11 protein-coding genes are annotated in these 16,354 nt (G+C 62.8%); 5 read left to right on the top strand and 6 right to left on the bottom strand.

From position 1 onward, the window contains the following. The first annotated feature begins 86 nt into the window (after window positions 1–86). A complete protein-coding gene (locus tag ACSBQS_RS22670; RefSeq protein WP_033636386.1) occupies window positions 87–929 on the top strand; it encodes a 23S rRNA (adenine(2030)-N(6))-methyltransferase RlmJ in 843 nt (280 codons plus the stop codon). 130 nt (window positions 930–1,059) lie between these two features. After that, window positions 1,060–2,412 (top strand): glutathione-disulfide reductase, encoded by a 1,353-nt coding sequence (gorA, locus tag ACSBQS_RS22665; RefSeq protein ID WP_033645358.1) that lies wholly within the window; start codon window positions 1,060–1,062, stop codon window positions 2,410–2,412. 77 nt (window positions 2,413–2,489) lie between these two features. Here gorA and ACSBQS_RS22660 read toward each other — a convergent pair whose 3' ends face one another. The 3 genes from ACSBQS_RS22660 to ACSBQS_RS22650 all read right to left on the bottom strand — a co-directional run bounded on the left by ACSBQS_RS22660 (window position 2,490) and on the right by ACSBQS_RS22650 (window position 4,590). Then, complete coding sequence (locus ACSBQS_RS22660; RefSeq protein WP_197666842.1) at window positions 2,490–3,008, bottom strand: DinB family protein; 519 nt, start codon at window positions 3,006–3,008, stop codon at window positions 2,490–2,492. Window positions 3,009–3,075: 67 nt separating this feature from the next. After that, window positions 3,076–3,927, bottom strand: a complete 852-nt coding sequence (locus ACSBQS_RS22655; protein ID WP_197666841.1) for a PhzF family phenazine biosynthesis protein — start codon at window positions 3,925–3,927, stop codon at window positions 3,076–3,078. 30 nt (window positions 3,928–3,957) lie between these two features. After that, window positions 3,958–4,590, bottom strand: coding sequence for a LysE family translocator (locus ACSBQS_RS22650; RefSeq protein WP_122004537.1), 633 nt, complete (start codon window positions 4,588–4,590; stop codon window positions 3,958–3,960). A 141-nt stretch (window positions 4,591–4,731) separates the two neighbouring features. Between ACSBQS_RS22650 and ACSBQS_RS22645 the strand changes: the two genes are divergently transcribed. The 3 genes from ACSBQS_RS22645 (at window position 4,732) to ACSBQS_RS22635 (ending at window position 8,515) form a co-directional block, all read left to right on the top strand. Next, complete coding sequence (locus tag ACSBQS_RS22645) at window positions 4,732–6,099, top strand: PLP-dependent aminotransferase family protein (RefSeq protein WP_434991359.1); 1,368 nt, start codon at window positions 4,732–4,734, stop codon at window positions 6,097–6,099. Between the two features lie 140 nt (window positions 6,100–6,239). Continuing rightward, window positions 6,240–6,734 (top strand): molybdopterin-dependent oxidoreductase, encoded by a 495-nt coding sequence (locus ACSBQS_RS22640; RefSeq protein ID WP_033645359.1) that lies wholly within the window; start codon window positions 6,240–6,242, stop codon window positions 6,732–6,734. Then, on the top strand, window positions 6,731–8,515 hold the full coding sequence (locus tag ACSBQS_RS22635; protein ID WP_116286893.1) for an ATP-binding response regulator: 1,785 nt from the start codon (window positions 6,731–6,733) through the stop codon (window positions 8,513–8,515). Before ACSBQS_RS22640 ends, ACSBQS_RS22635 begins: the two co-directional genes overlap by 4 nt. Here the strand turns inward: ACSBQS_RS22635 and ACSBQS_RS22630 are convergent. The 3 genes from ACSBQS_RS22630 to ACSBQS_RS22620 form a co-directional block, all read right to left on the bottom strand. After that, complete coding sequence (locus ACSBQS_RS22630) at window positions 8,505–9,356, bottom strand: helix-turn-helix domain-containing protein (RefSeq protein WP_033645361.1); 852 nt, start codon at window positions 9,354–9,356, stop codon at window positions 8,505–8,507. The genes ACSBQS_RS22635 and ACSBQS_RS22630 overlap by 11 nt on opposite strands. Before the next feature lie 456 nt (window positions 9,357–9,812). Beyond that, a complete protein-coding gene (locus ACSBQS_RS22625) occupies window positions 9,813–12,917 on the bottom strand; it encodes an autotransporter outer membrane beta-barrel domain-containing protein (protein WP_434991358.1) in 3,105 nt (1,034 codons plus the stop codon). Window positions 12,918–13,035: 118 nt separating this feature from the next. Then, window positions 13,036–16,059, bottom strand: coding sequence for an autotransporter outer membrane beta-barrel domain-containing protein (locus ACSBQS_RS22620; RefSeq protein ID WP_434991357.1), 3,024 nt, complete (start codon window positions 16,057–16,059; stop codon window positions 13,036–13,038). Window positions 16,060–16,354: the final 295 nt, after the last annotated feature.

Genomic DNA, 16,354 nt, shown 5'->3' with positions numbered 1-16,354 from the left:
CCGGCCAGACAGTTTATACTGTGCAGATTATAAGCCTTATTGCATTGAATGCTCCGTCTGCGGAGCACAAGGAACCGCCACCCGTCATGTTAAGTTATCGCCACAGTTTCCACGCCGGCAACCACGCCGACGTGCTCAAACACACCGTTCAGAGCCTGATCATCGAGTCGCTGAAGGAAAAAGAGAAGCCGTTCCTGTATCTGGATACCCACTCGGGCGCGGGCCGTTATCAGCTCAGCGGCGAACACGCCGAGCGCACCGGCGAATACCTGGAAGGCATCGGCTTGCTGTGGCAACGCGACGATCTGCCGGAAGAGCTGGCGGCCTACATGAGCGTGGTGCACAACTTCAACCGTTCCGGCACGCTGCGCTACTATCCCGGCTCGCCGCTGATCGCCCGCCAGCTGCTGCGCCCGCAGGATAAAATTCACCTGACCGAGCTACACCCGAGCGATTACCCGCTGCTGCGCAGCGAGTTCCAGAAAGACGAGCGCGCCAAAGTGCAGCGCGCCGACGGCTATCAGCAGCTGAAATCCCAGCTGCCGCCACCGTCGCGCCGCGGCCTGATCCTGATGGACCCGCCGTATGAAATGAAGACCGATTACCAGGACGTGGTCAAAGGCATTCAGGAAGGCTACAAGCGTTTCGCCACCGGCACCTACGCGCTGTGGTACCCGGTGGTGATGCGCCAGCAGATCAAACGCATGCTGCGCGATCTGGAAGCCACCGGCATTCGCCGCATCCTGCAGATCGAGCTGGCGGTGAAACCCGACAGCGATCAGCGCGGCATGACCGCTTCCGGCATGATCGTCATCAACCCGCCGTGGAAGCTGGAACAGCAGATGAAAAACGTGCTGCCGTGGCTGCACAAGGTGCTGGTGCCGTCGGGCATCGGCCACCATCTGGTCAACTGGGTGGTACCGGAATAATCCCCGGCAGGGCGCGCTTTGCCGCGCCCTGCGTCCGCCTATCGCAGCCATCGACGCAATCTTTGCGACAAACCCCGGTCAGGCGTTAAACTCTTACCCTCTTCAAATTCACAACTCATGGAAATCCCAGATGACGAAACATTACGATTATCTAGCAATTGGCGGCGGCAGCGGCGGTATCGCATCGATCAACCGGGCAGCCATGTACGGCCAAAAGTGTGCGCTGATTGAAGCCAAAGAGCTGGGCGGCACCTGTGTAAACGTGGGTTGTGTACCGAAAAAAGTCATGTGGCACGCGGCGCAGATCGCCGAGGCCATCCATCAGTACGGCCCGGACTACGGCTTCGACACCACCGTCAACGCCTTCGACTGGAAAAAGCTGGTCGCCAACCGCACCGCCTATATCGACCGCATCCACAATTCCTACGATAACGTGCTGGGCAAGAACAAGGTCGACGTGATCAAAGGGTTCGCGCGCTTCGTGGATGCGCACACCGTGGAAGTGAACGGCGAAACCATCACCGCCGACCACATCCTGATCGCCACCGGCGGCCGCCCGAGCCATCCGGCTATTCCGGGCGCGGAATACGGCATCGACTCCGACGGCTTCTTTGAGCTGGACGCCATGCCGAAACGCGTCGCCGTGGTGGGCGCCGGCTATATCGCCGTGGAGATCGCCGGCGTGCTGAACGCGCTGGGCGCGGAAACGCACCTGTTCGTGCGCAAGCACGCGCCGCTGCGCACCTTCGATCCGATGATCGTCGACACCCTGGTGGAAGTGATGAACACCGAGGGGCCGAGCCTGCATACCGAATCGGTGCCGAAAGCGATCGTCAAGAACGCCGACGGCAGCCTGACGCTGCAGCTGGAAAACGGCAAGGCATTCACCGTCGACTGCCTGATTTGGGCCATCGGCCGCGAACCGGCGACCGACAACCTGAACCTCGGCGTGACCGGGGTGAAAACCAATGAGAAAGGCTACATCGACGTCGATAAGTTCCAGAATACCAACGTCAAAGGCATCTACGCGGTGGGCGACAACACCGGCGCGGTAGAACTGACCCCGGTCGCCGTGGCCGCCGGCCGCCGCCTGTCCGAGCGCCTGTTCAACAACAAGCCGGACGAGCACCTGGACTACAGCAACATCGCCACCGTGGTGTTCAGCCACCCGCCGATCGGCACCGTCGGCCTGACCGAGCCGGAAGCCATCGAGAAATTCGGCGCGGACAACGTGAAGGTGTACAAGTCCTCCTTCACCGCCATGTACAGCGCCGTGACGCAGCACCGCCAGCCGTGCCGCATGAAGCTGGTGTGCGCGGGTAAAGAAGAGAAAATCGTCGGCCTGCACGGCATCGGCTTCGGCATGGACGAGATCCTGCAGGGCTTCGCGGTGGCGGTGAAGATGGGCGCCACCAAGAAGGACTTCGACAACACCGTGGCTATCCACCCGACTGCGGCGGAAGAGTTCGTCACCATGCGCTGAGGCGCAACTTCGCCGGGTTCCGGCGCGTAACAGGCCAGGCGCGAAAGCGTCTGGCTTTTTTATTTATCTCGCTCGCCTCACGGCGCCCGGCGGTAATGATCGCGCAGAAACACCGGCAAATCGTTCGCCGGTGAAGCAAAGGGCACCTGATAGAGCATATCGCCGACAAAACCGCGATGATAGGTCGCGTGGTTGACGACATGCAGCACGATTTCCTGCCGCGTCATCCGGCCTTCCCCCCCGCCGACGAACTCGAAATGCACCACCTGCGCCAGCGCCTCCGGCGACCAGCTGTCCACCTGTTCGATATACCAGCGATCCATCGCCTCCACCGCTCGCCGCAAGTCGTCAAGCGCCGGTGTCCGCTCGGTGTTGCGCGCCGTGTAGCCGTGCTTGCGGCCTTGCAGATGGTGTCTGAAGATATCGTCCACTACGTACACGTGATTCAGAGTGTGCACCATATTGCCGAAACGGGTCGGGCGCGGCCGCAGCGCTTCGCCCTCCGGCAAGGCCGCCACACAGTCAAAGGTCAAGGCATTCGCCCAGGCTTTGTAACGCACCAGCATTTTCAAGGTATCGATGACCGTTGCAGACATACTGTTCACTCCTTATCGGATGAAAATCGAGATTCCGTTCAGCCGCACGCGGGTGCGGCGGCGCGTGCTACGCCGTGCCAATCCCATGCAGCCGACCTTCGACCTGAGTGCGCGTATTGCCGCCCACCCAAATCCGGCCGCTCTCGTCGCGGGTGACATGCACGCGCCCGTTGCGCCCACGACAGCGGCCCTGAGTGGCGATATAGCCGCCGCTGACCACACCGCTTGCAAACAGCCACTGAGCCAGCGAGGCATTGAGGCTGCCGGTGACCGGATCTTCGACGATAGCGCCAAGGTGATCGCTCAAAAAAGCGCGAACTTCGAAGGCTGCGTCCCCATCGGCATGTGGGCCGACGACGCCAATGTCCACTCTGCGCGGCCAGCTTCTCGCCGGCGTCAGGGAAAGCACCCGTTCGGCGCTGGCTAGCCGGATCCCCAGCCACCCCGGACCGTTATCGATCCAGGCGGCATCGAGCGCCTCCTCAGGCGCGATCCCCAAAAACCGCAGCGCGTCGGCCAACGCCGCTTCTGAGGGCGCCCCGGAGCGAATCAACGGCGGCGCGGCAAAACACAGCCGTCCGGCCTCGCGGCGAATGCTCACCAAGCCCGCCCCACACTCCTGGATGATCTCCGCCTCATTGCGCGGCATCCCCTCCGCAGTGAGCCAGGCATGACAACTGCCCAGCGTCGGGTGCCCGGCAAACGGCATTTCACGATCCAGCGTGAATATCCGCACCCGGTAATCCGCCTGGGGATGCGTCGGCGGCAGCAAAAAAGCCGTCTCCGACAGGTTGAACCAACGCGTCAAGCGCTGCATGTCCTCCGTCGACAACGCTCCGGCGCCCGTGATCACCGCCAACGGATTGCCGGCGAGCGGCCCGGCGCCAAAGACATCCACCATCTGCATGCCAAAAACCATCGCTTCTCTCCTCAGGTTAACGCCGGGCGTTCATGACCCCCGCGATATCAACAGCTCCAGGCCCGCCAAAGCGAACAGCAGCGCAAGCACTCCTTCAATCCAGCGCCTCACCCGGGTGTAAAATGCGATCATCGGTGCCGTTGAGAACAGCAGGGCATAACCCCCGAAAATCGTCACGCCGAGCAGCGCGCAACCGCCGATAATCGCCGGTAAAACGTCTTCAGGCGCACCTTGCCGCAATCCCAGCGACATGATCGCCATCCAGGACATGATGGCCTTGGGATTGCCGAGGTGCATCAGCACGCCCTGCCGATAAAGCGCCCGATAAGGCCGCGCATCGCGCCCTGCGGCCATGCCCGGCGTCGCGGCGGACGTCCGTAACGCCGACTTTCCGGCGCGCAGCGCCAGATACAGCATATACACGCCGCCAACGATTTTGATGGCCCACAGCGCCTGCGCATACGTGGCCAACACGGCGGAAAGACCGGTCGCCGCCAACATCGCCCAGCACAGCGATCCGGTCATCACGCCGGCCGCCAGCACCAATGCGGGCCTGCGGCCGTCACGCATCGCCACGCCCATGATCGCCATGTTGCTGGGGCCGGGGCTGGCGGTAGCGAGGAGATAGGCGCCGTAAACCAACGCAAGCTGACTGACCATCATGGAAAAATCCCCCTCTGTCGCCCCTGCGGGCGGACCGTTGCCGCAGTAGGTAAACGCCTGAAACCAACATAATGTGTGTTACACTTTTCGCCTATTTAAATAGTGTCACGTGACACTATATTCTTTCTCCGGAGAGCGACCATGCGGCTTCAATCCCCCTGGCAACCCCGCCTGGCCAACGTGGTAGCCACTACCGTCGAACGGCTGGTGCTGGCGTTGGCTGACGATATTATCGAGGGCAAGCTGCAAGGGGGCGATCGTTTGCCGGCTCACCGTCCCCTCGCCTGGCAATTGGCGATCGGTCTGGGCACGGTGACCAAAGCCTACGCCATCCTGGAACGACGCGGGCTGGTCCGCAGCGTGAAGGGGCGCGGGATGTTCGTGGCGATCCGCCGCGCCCGTGAAGAACGTGAAATCGATCTCTCGTCCAATGCGCCGCCGGCGATGCTGACTGACCGTTTGCTGGCGCGCACGCTGGCCGGCATCGCACGGAAAATGGATGCGGATCATCTGAACCTCTATTCCCCTCCGACCGGGCACTTGGAACATCGGCGTCTGTTGGCGCGCTGGCTGGAAAACGCCGGCGTCACGATCGATCCGTCGCATCTGGCGCTGACCAGCAATGCCCGTCAGGCGATTTCGCTGGCGTTTGACCTGGCCTGCGGGCCACGCGGCACGATACTGACCGAGAGGCTGACCTACCCCGGCGCGATCGCGCTGGCCCGACGTAAAGGCCATCGCCTGATCGGCGTGGAGATCGATGCGCAAGGCATGGTGCCGCAGGCGCTGGCGAGCGCACTCGAGCGTGTCTCCTCCGGCCATACCGCGGTCTATCTGACGCCGACGCTGCATAACCCAACGACCGCCACCATGAGCGCCGAGCGCAGGCAAGCTATCGTCGAGATATGCCGGCGGGCGAATGTCTGGATCATCGAGGATGGCGTCTACGCGCTGGGTCACTCTGCGGCGCCTGCGCTCGCGGCTTTAGCGCCCGAGCGGGTGTTCCATGTCAACGGTTTGTCGAAAACGCTCGGCCCCGGATTGCGGATCGGCATGCTCACGCTGCCGCCCGGTGCGCGCAAGGCCGCGGAGGAAGCTTTGCAGGAGATTCCCTTCGCCCCGTCGCCACTGTCTTGCGCGGTGGTAGAGGAGTGGCTGTCCAGCGGCGTGCTCGCCTCAGTGCCTCAGGCCCTGCGTCACGAGGCGCAACGCAGAGCGCAACTGGCCGCCTCTTTGCTCGGCACCCACCCATGCGTGCATCACCCCGACGCCTACCATGTCTGGCTACCGATGCCGCGTGAGGCCGCCGAACGTCTGGCCGCCGCCGCCGCGTTGGCGGGCGTTAAAGTGACGCCGCCGGCCGCGGTCATGGTCAATGGCGGCGAAAGTGAGTCGGGCATTCGCTTGTGCCTGGGCTCCCCCTCGCTCGCCATGCTGACGGAAGGCCTGACTCAGCTGGCGGGGCTGTTGGAAGATAGCCGGATGGCTGACGAATCGGGGGACGAGTGAGGCACATGACGCGATCGGGCCGACGGGTCTTTTTGTGCTCTTCACCATTCTCTTCGCACCCGCCCGCTTTTTCTGCCATTATTCTGCCTGATAAATTAGCGGGACTGATACAAACCTCCCCGCGCCTCTGGAGAACGCCGATGCTGTTCAAACTATGCAAAACCCTTGCGATGGCCTGCGTGGCCCTGATTATCGCCCAGAGCAGCGCGCTCAGCTTTACCCTGGAAGTGGCGGGCAAGATCGACAACGTGACCGATCCGGTCAAAAAAAGCTATCTGTTCACCGATAAACAGCTGTTGGCGATGCCGGTGCACAGCATCACGACCTCCACCTCCTGGACGCCGCAGAGGAAGTTTGAAGGGATTTCGGTGGCCGACATCCTGGAGCGCGTCGGCGCCAAGGGCGAGACGCTGACCTTCTACGCGCTGAACGATTATTACATCGACGTGCCGTTGTCCGACGTCAAGAAGTACAACATGATCCTGGCCTACAAGATGGACGGGGAGATGCTGAAGCTCAGAAACTTCGGCCCGCTGTTCCTGGTTTACCCGCGTGACGCCGCCGGGCCTGAGCTGAACTCGCCGTTGTACAACTCGCGCTTTATCTGGCAAGTCGACAGGATCGTGATCAAATGAAGCTGACGACCTTTAAGAACGGCAGCAGGCTGGCGATACCGGCCATCTTCGCCGCGCTGTTTCTGGTGGCTTCGACCGTCACGCTCTATTACTACAGCGCCACCCTGTCGAAGAAAGGGCTGTATGCCATCGCCGGCACGCAGGAGAACTACTCCTGGTCGATCGCCAAGTTCTCCATCAAGCTGGCGGAATTCGACACGTTCGTCGAGCAGCAGAGCCACGCGCCGCAGGTGGACAACGACAACCTGCGGCTGCGGTTCGAAATCCTCTATTCGCGCTTTTACGTGCTGGAAACCGTCTCCGAATCCACGCAACCGCTGTACGCCGAGCCGGGCTACCCGGAAGTGGTCAAGCAGATGCGCCTGCAGATGGATCGCATCGATAAACTGCTGGATAACCCGAAAATCGACTTCAATCAGGTTTTCGCGGCCATGAAGGCCATTAAGCCTTACGCCATCGAAATGGCCAACCTGACCGACCACGCCGAGGTGAAGCAGCGCACCGCCGCCTATGAGGACTACATCGAGAAACGGCACATCATTTTCTATGGGCTGGTGATTGTCATGTTCTCGGTGATCGCGCTGATCGCCATCACCCTGATCGTGTTCCGTCAGCAGCGGCTGACCATTCGCCAGCAGGCCAAGGCGATCGAGGCGGAGAAAGCGACCCGCACCAAAAACGCCTTCCTCGGCGCCATCGGCCACGAACTGCGCACCTCATTGCAGAGCGTGATGTCGGCCATCGACGTGCTGGTGAATACCCGGGTATCGGCGGAGCATGCGGACACCTTCCAGCGGCTGGAGACCGCCGCGCAGCAGATCGAAAGCCAAATGAAAGATCTGACCGACTACGCGCACCTCGACAGCGGCATGATGGAGCTGCGCATCGTGCCGTTCGACGCGCAGAAGCTGATCGCGGAGACCGCCAACGAAATCGCTACTTTGACCCGCAAAGAGCAGGTCAAACTGAGCTGCGAGGTGGAGTGCAGCCACCTGTTGGTGCATTCCGACCCGCTGCGCATCCGGCAGATTATCGTCAACCTGCTGACCAACGCCTACAAATACACCGAAAGCGGCAGCATTACGCTGCACAGCTGTCTACGCCGTCAACCCGGCGGCAGTTCGTTGATTATCGAAGTGACCGACACCGGCATCGGTATCGAAAAAGACCAGCTCGATCAGATCTTCAAACCCTTTACCCAGTTGGATCAGTCGCATACCAAGCAATATGCCGGCGTGGGGATGGGGTTGGCGATCGTGCACGGCCTGGTGACGCTGCTCGACGGCACCATCACGGTGTACAGCGAAATCAAGAAGGGCAGCACCTTTATCGTCAGCATTCCGGTGCAGATCAGTGAAGAAGAACGCGCCGACGAGCCCGCCACCGCCAATACCTCTCTGCAGCAGAAACCGCAGCAGGTGCTGGTGGTGGATGACAACAAGTCGGTGGGTGACGCCTTTGCGGCGTTGCTGGATAAGCTGGGTTACCAGCACGAACTGTGCGACTCGCCGGAGCGCGCGCTGCAGAAACTGCTCAGACGCCCTTACGACGCGCTGTTGCTGGATCTGCAGATGCCGGGCATCGACGGCGCCGCCCTGGCCAGGCAGCTGCGCAATCGTCGCGGCCCCAACCGCCATGTGCCGATCATCGGCATCAGCGCCTACACGCCGGAGCAGCTCACGGCGGATCAGCGCGCGCTGTTCGACAATTACCTGATGAAGCCGGTTCGGCTGGATGCGCTGTCGAACGCGCTGGCCGAGGTGTTCCCCGCTAAAGATTAAAACAGCGTTGCAGTGCGGCTTCGATCACATGGAGCCGCACCGGTTTTTCATAAGGGCCGAGCACATCGTACTCGCGCATCGCCTGAGCGATTTCCGATTCGCGTCGATCGGTGCCCAGCTCACCGGTCAGCACCAGTACCGGCGCATCAGGGTTGTCGGAGGCGCGGATGGTGGCGATACAGCGATCCGCCGTTTCTTCACCGATCAGCCAGTCCACCACGTAACCGTCGAACAGGCTTTGCTGCAACGCCTGACAGAAGCTGTCGACGTCGTAAAACGCCACCGCGTTGAAACCGCAGCCGCCAAGATACTTGGCCAACTCATCGGCCGCCTGATGCGAATCGTCCAATACCGCAATGCTCAGACGCTCGTCGTCGCCATAGCCGGGCCGGATTTCGATCAGTTCGACGCCATAACGCGGCCCTGCCGGCGCCTCATCGGCGCGATAGATATGCCATTGCCCCTCGATGCGCAGCGCCACAAATTCCGCCGGCCGCCCGGCGGGAAGCTCGTCGCCGATGTGCCCGACGCAAGGCATCGCGACCCCTGCCACAAAAAAGATGGCATCGCGCGCCATGTTCGGTTCGGCCGCCTCGTGTTCGGCGCTCAAATCGGCGATCGCCGCCGGCGTTTCTCCGAGCGCGGCCGCGACGCTGTTGATCTGTTCCAGCGTCCAGGGGCTTTGCCCTTTCAATTTGCGGTGCGCATGTGAAAAACTCAGATCCAAGATGCGGCTGAGCTCTCGGGCATGCTGACGTTTTCCAATCCCGTAATGTAAAAACAGCTCTCTGACCCGATTGGCAATCGACTGTGAATCGAATTTTTGGTGATTGTTATCCATTTGTTCCTTCGATTTTTTTTACTGATTTATCAGTCGTTTTGATTATTTCTGCTGAAAAAGCCACATCTAAAACTAGCATCCCATGCAATTATGCGTTAAAAACGTTGCTTGACATACCATGTTGCATCGTCAAACATGGTATCAAAAGAGACATACAGCAATACACTATAAAAAAACAACACCAGCACGTTTTTTAATAATAACCATAGTAACACCAGGGAAAATTTGTTCCGTTGCCGCTACTGAGACGATGTCCACATCGCTCGGACTGCATAAGCAAAACGGGGCTTGAGCCTTTAGCGCTAATCTGTTTTACCCACTTTTGAGCCGGGATCCGTCAGGGTCCCGGTTTTTTATTGTCCTGACGCCGCGCCATCATACGTTCTCCCCCCACCGCCGCAAATAAAAACGGAGCCGGCATGCCGGCTCCGTTGTCGTTGTAATGACCGCTGAACGTCAGAAGCGCCAGGTGAAGCCGGCGTTGACGCTGTTATCCTGATGGTGCTGCGACAGCAGCCCGCCGTAGCCCAGCGACAGCGAGGCGTTTTCGTTCACCGCCACTTCCGCCCCCACCTTCAGCACCATGCCGTCGCGCGACACCGGCACGCTGTCCACCACGAACGGCGCGTTGCCGCCGTTGAACCGCAGCCCGGTGCCGCGCGCCAGCCCGCCGTACTGGTGTTGCCATCCCAGCTCGCTGCGCAGCGCCACCGTCGTGCCCGGGGTCACCTGCCACGCGGTGTCCGCACGCAGCCCCAGCGTCGACACCGTCGCGTCGGTATGCTGCTTGTCGCCGCGCAGCGCCGCCGCGCCGCCGCTTTCCGCGATGCCGTTGTTTTCGAAGTTCACGTACGCCAGGTTGACGAACGGCTCCAGGTTCAGCCACTCGCCCCGCACGCTGTAGCCCGCTTCCGCGAACAGCTGTTCGGTACGCGCGCTGTACTTCGCCGTGTCACGGTCCGACTGCATCCCGTAGTTCACCGACCGTTTGGTGTCGATGCGGTGCCAGGTGTAGCCCGCCCCGCCACGCAGCGCCAGCGCCCCGAACTGCTTGTCGCCGTACGCCGCCAGGTGGTAGTTGTCGCTGTCCGCCTTCGACCCGTAGCCGCCGTGCAGCGAGGTGCGGGTGTAGCCGGTCGCCACCCCCAGCCGCCAGTCGGCCGCCGCCGCCGAGTCCAGCCCCACCAGCACCCCGTAGGTCGAGGCCTGATAGCCGGTGGCGTTGGCGTCGCCCGACGCGTGGTCCCACGCCCCCAGCAGCTGCGCCCAGGCGCCGTCCTCGTCCGCCTTGATGGCCGACGAGCTCGCCAGCCCTTCCGCCTGACGCAGACGCCCGTTCAGCGCCTCACGCAGGTAGCGGCTGTCGTTCACCAGCGCCGACGCGATATCCGCATGGATTTGCCCCGAAAGCTGACGGAACGCCTGCCGCGCCTCGCCCGCCGTGCCGCTGTTAAGAACGCTTTCGTACACCGGGTTGCCCGCCGCCAGCGCATCCGCCGCCGCCGCCACCGCCCGCTCGTTCGGCGTCTGCGCCACGCTGGCGAAGCTCGTGCCGTTGCGCCCGACGCTCAGCGTCACCCCGGCCGGCTGGTAGCTCAGCCCGGTGCCGAGGAACAGGTAGTTCGGCGCCACCGCGTCAAACTGCCCGCTCACCCCCTGCTGCGCGCTCAGGATGGTGTACTGCTGGCCCAGCAGGCTGCGCACCTCGCTTTGCGTCAGCAGGTTGGCGCTGTTCTCCAGCGTCACCGCCACCTCGCCGCCGCCGATCGTCGCCGATCCGCTGCTCTGGATCCGATCGCTCTGGCCGTTCGGGCCCACTTCCACCGCGTAGCGCGAACCCGGCTCGAAGCTGACGTTGCCCGCCACGTTCAAGGTGCCGATCGAGTTGCCCGGCGCCACGGTGCCGCCGCGGCGGGCGGTCAGCGAACCGACCGTGCCGCTGCCGCCGACGATGCCGCCGCTCTGCACGCTGACGTCCGAGGTGACCGAGCCGTTGATCGCCAGCCGCCCCTGATTGACCAGCGTCGGGCCGGAATAAGTGTTGTTACCGGTCATGACCAGCGTGCCCATCCCTTCCTTGGTCAGGCCGCCGTGGCCGGAGATGTTATTGGAGTAAACGTCCAACTCACAGCTGATATCGTCACACTTCCTGGCATGCAACGTACCGGCATCCACCTCGGCGCCCAGTCCCGGAATATTGACGACAAACTGGGTCGGGCCGTAGGCCACGCCCGTCGGATCCGGGATGCGGAACTCTGCGGGAATATCCTCGACGGTATAGAACATGCCCGGGCCGTTGATGGCCTTGCCCAGGTTGATCATCCCCCAGCCGTAGAGCGCGTCGATGCCCGGCGCGCCCATGTCGGTGGCGGTGGTTTTCAGCACGTCGGCAATCTGCGCCGAGTTCATGTACGGGAAACGCTGCAGCAACACCGCCACTGCGCCGGTGACGTGCGGGGTCGCCATCGAGGTGCCGTTTTTATTGCCGTAGTCCGACACCAGATTGGCCGGATCGGAACCGTTGGCCACGGTGCTGTAGATTTTGCTGCCCGGCGACGAGACGCAGAAGCTGGCGGTATAGCCGCAGCGGGACGAGAAGCTGCTGATGGTGTAAGGCACGCTGTTGGCCGATGCCGCATCCTGCGCCACGCTGGCGACCGACAGCCAGTTCGGCGCGATGTCCGGCACGAAGTAGGCCAGCCCGCTGATCACATCCGGTTGGTTGTAATTGCCGTCGTTACCGGCGGCGAACAGCACCAGAATATTTTTGCGCGCCGCGTCGATGGCGCCCTGATAGCCTGCGCCGGCCAGGCTACCGAGCAGCGGCTTGACCTGATCGAATTGCTCCTGCGCATCCTTCAGCTCAAAGTGCAGCGCGTTAGGATCGCGGCCGCCGTCGGACAGGAAATCGGGAATGCTGACGCCCCAGCTGTTGTTGATCACCCGCACGCCGCTCTTGATCATCGCCTGCCAGCCGGCATTGGTGACGGCGCCGTCCAGGCCGAGGAATTCGCCGTACGCCGGGCCATCGTTGTCGTTATCGACGCTGATCACCTGCGAATCGAAGGCCACGCCGTGCATGCCGATGCCGTCGCGATTCGCCGCGCTGATCCCCGCGACGTGCACCCCGTGATTGCTCAGCATGCCCTGCGAACCGCTGTAGAAGTGGAAGGTGCCGTCGAAGTAAAAGCGATCGCCGGCGTTAATTCCCGGCCGGTGTGGATCGGTATAGGCGCGGTAGCCTTCGGTGACGACGTTGATCAGTTTGCCTTCGCCGGCGAATTCGGGATGGCGGTTAACCGGAGTGTCGAAAATGCCCACCTTTTGCCCTTTGCCGGTGTAGCCGGCGGCGTAGGCCTCATCGGCGTGGATCGCCCCCAACCCCCAGTTGGCGTTGAATTCGGCGCTGCGCCAGCTGGCCGGATCGCCGGGTTGGCCATTCACCTCGTGCGGCGCCGCCTGCGCATACCCTGCCAGCGCCATGCAGCAGACCAGCGCATTCAGCCGCCACGGCGAGCGACGAACGTTTCCTTTGCTATCAAAACCCATTGTTGTTGTCATTTCCTTACCTTTTGCTTGTTATTGGCCGACGCCCCAGGTGCGCCGGGTTCTCATTAGCAGGATGTGAAAAAGGAACCACCCGCAGGCGGTTCCCGTACAAGGATTGAGTCGATGTTGCTTAGAAACGCCAGGTGAAGCCGGCGTTGACGCTGTTGTCCTGATGGTGCTGCGACAGCAGCCCGCCGTAGCCCAGCGACAGCGAGGCGTTTTCGTTCACCGCCACTTCCGCCCCCGCCTTCAGCACCATGCCGTCACGCGACACCGGCACGCTGTCCACCACGAACGGCGCGTTGCCGCCGTTGAACCGCAGCCCGGTGCCACGCGCCAGCCCGCCGTACTGGTGTTGCCATCCCAGCTCGCTGCGCAGCGCCACCGTCGTGCCCGGGGTCACCTGCCACGCGGTGTCCGCACGCAGCCCCAGCGTCGACACCGTCGCATCCGTGTGCTGCTTGTCGCCGCGCAGCGCCGCCTCGCCGCCGCTTTCCGCGATGCCGTTGTTTTCGAAGTTCACGTACGCCAGGTTGACGAACGGCTCCAGGTTCAGCCACTCGCCCTGCACGCTGTAGCCCGCTTCCGCGAACAGCTGTTCGGTGCGCGCGCTGTACTTCGCCGTGTCACGGTCCGACTGCATCCCGTAGTTCACCGACCGTTTGGTGTCGATGCGGTGCCAGGTGTAGCCCGCCCCGCCACGCAGCGCCAGCGCCCCGAACTGCTTGTCGCCGTACGCCGCCAGGTGGTAGTTGTCGCTGTCCGCCTTCGACCCGTAGCCGCCGTGCAGCGAGGTGCGGGTGTAGCCGGTCGCCACCCCCAGCCGCCAGTCGGCCGCCGCCGCCGAGTCCAGCCCCACCAGCACCCCGTAGGTCGAGGCCTGATAGCCGGTGGCGTTGGCGTCGCCCGACGCGTGGTCCCACGCCCCCAGCAGCTGCGCCCAGGCGCCGTCCTCGTCCGCCTTGATGGCCGACGAGCTCGCCAGCCCTTCCGCCTGACGCAGACGCCCGTTCAGCGCCTCACGCAGGTAGCGGCTGTCGTTCACCAGCGCCGACGCGATATCCGCATGGATTTGCCCCGAAAGCTGACGGAACGCCTGCCGCGCCTCGCCCGCCGTGCCGCTGTTAAGAACGCTTTCGTACACCGGGTTGCCCGCCGCCAGCGCATCCGCCGCCGCCGCCACCGCCCGCTCGTTCGGCGTCTGCGCCACGCTGGCGAAGCTCGTGCCGTTGCGCCCGACGCTCAGCGTCACCCCGGCCGGCTGGTAGCTCAGCCCGGTGCCGAGGAACAGGTAGTTCGGCGCCACCGCGTCAAACTGCCCGCTCACCCCCTGCTGCGCGCTCAGGATGGTGTACTGCTGGCCCAGCAGGCTGCGCACCTCGCTTTGCGTCAGCAGGTTGGCGCTGTTCTCCAGCGTCACCGCCACCTCGCCGCCGCCGATCGTCGCCGATCCGCTGCTCTGGATCCGATCGCTCTGGCCGTTCGGCCCCACTTCCACCGCGTAGCGCGAACCCGGCTCGAAGCTGACGTTGCCCGCCACGTTCAAGGTGCCGATCGAGTTGCCCGGCGCCACGGTGCCGCCGCGGCGGGCGGTCAGCGAACCGACCGTGCCGCTGCCGCCGACGATGCCGCCGCTCTGCACGCTGACGTCCGAGGTGACCGAGCCGTTGATCGCCAGCCGCCCCTGATTGACCAGCGTCGGGCCGGAATAAGTGTTGTTACCGGTCAGCACCAGGGTGCCGATACCCTGCTTGGTCAGGCCGCCGTGGCCGGAGATATCGTTGCTCCAGACGTCCAGCCCGCACAGCACATCGCTGCAGACGCGCTCGGTCGGTTTGCCCTTGTCCAGCACCGCGCCGACGCCCGGCAGATCCACCACGAATTGGGTCGGGCCGTAAGCCACGCCCGTCGGATCCGGAATACGGAACTCCGCCGGAATATCCTCGGCGGTCACCAACATGCCTGGCCCGTTGATAGCCTTGCCCAGGTTGATCATCCCCCAGCCGTAGAGCGCGTCGATGCCCGGCGCGCCCATGTCGGTGGCGGTGGTTTTCAGCACTTCCGCCACCTGTGCGCCGCTCAGATACGGGAAACGCTCCATCAGCACCGCAACGCTGCCGGCCACGTGCGGCGCCGCCATCGAGGTGCCGCTGTATTTGGCGTAGCCGGTCGTCAGATTCTCCACGCTGGTGCCTTCAATCACCGAGCTGTATACCCGGGTGCCCGGCGCCGAAACGCAGAAGCTGGCGGTGTAGCCGCAGCGGGAAGAGAAGGTGCTGATGCTGTAGTCGCCGGTATTGGTGGGATCCTGCAAGCTGGCGACCGACAGCCAGTTCGGTGCAATCTCCGGCACGAAATAGGCCAGGCCGGCCATGGCATCGGGGTTATTCAGATTGCCGTCGTTACCGGCGGCGAAGATGGTGACCACGCCGCTGCGCGCCGCGTCGATCGCGCCCTGATAGGCGCCGCCGGGCTTGGTGCCGAGGATCTGTTTGATCTGATCGAACTGCTTTTGCGCATCGTTTACTGTGAAATGCGGATAAGCCGGGTCATAACCCCCCTCATCAAACTTTTCGGTAATGCCGATGCCCCAGCTGTTGTTGATGATGCGCGCGCCGCTGGCCACCAGCGCATCCCAACCGGCCTGGTACACCGCGCCGTCGTTGCCGAGGATGATGCCGTCCTCCGGGCCGGGATCGCCGTTTTCGGCACTGATGATCTGCGCATTGAACGCCACGCCGTGCATGGCGCCGCCGTCGCGGCTGCCGGCGGCGATGCCGCCCACGTGGGTACCGTGCGAACCGAGCGTGCCATCGGAGTCCACGCTCGGCGTACCGTCATAGCGGAAAGTGTCGCCTTTTTTCACCGGAATATAGGGATCGGTGTATTCGCGGATGCCTTCGGTAACCAGATTGATCACCTTATTCTCACCGGCAAACTCCGGGTGCTTGGCGTAGACCGGCTGATCGAAAATGCCAAGTTTGATGCCTTTTCCGGTATAACCGGCGGCGTAGGCCTGGTCGGCGTGGATCGCCCCCAGCCCCCATTCCGCGTTGAACTCACTGCTGCGCCAGCTGGCCGGATCGCCCGCTTTGCCGTTCTCTATATAGCTGGAGGCCTGCGCGCCGCCGATCGCCGTCAGGCAGATCAGCATCGCGCTCCATTGTGCGCGATGAACTCCGATTTCAGGCCAGCCGAAGGCCGCCCGAGCGGATTTAACTCCTCTAAGTTTCTTCTCCATCCCAGATACCGTCCGTTGTTGTTTGCAAATGTTTTATAAGATTTTTTGTGTAACAGTTTGGTAACACCAAATAAATAAAGCACAACAATCTCAAGTGCGCTTAATGTGTCACTCGGCAGTTCGGTGGGCGGAGAGAACGTTTCAGGGATGAATCAGACGGGGGACGATAAGGAAAGAGAATGATCTCGCTCAGCGCTGAGGCGGCATT

Source organism: Serratia sp. H402Y, from assembly GCF_051172415.1.
Classification (GTDB): domain Bacteria; phylum Pseudomonadota; class Gammaproteobacteria; order Enterobacterales; family Enterobacteriaceae; genus Serratia; species Serratia ureilytica.
This window is presented reverse-complemented; position numbering and strand designations above follow the sequence as displayed.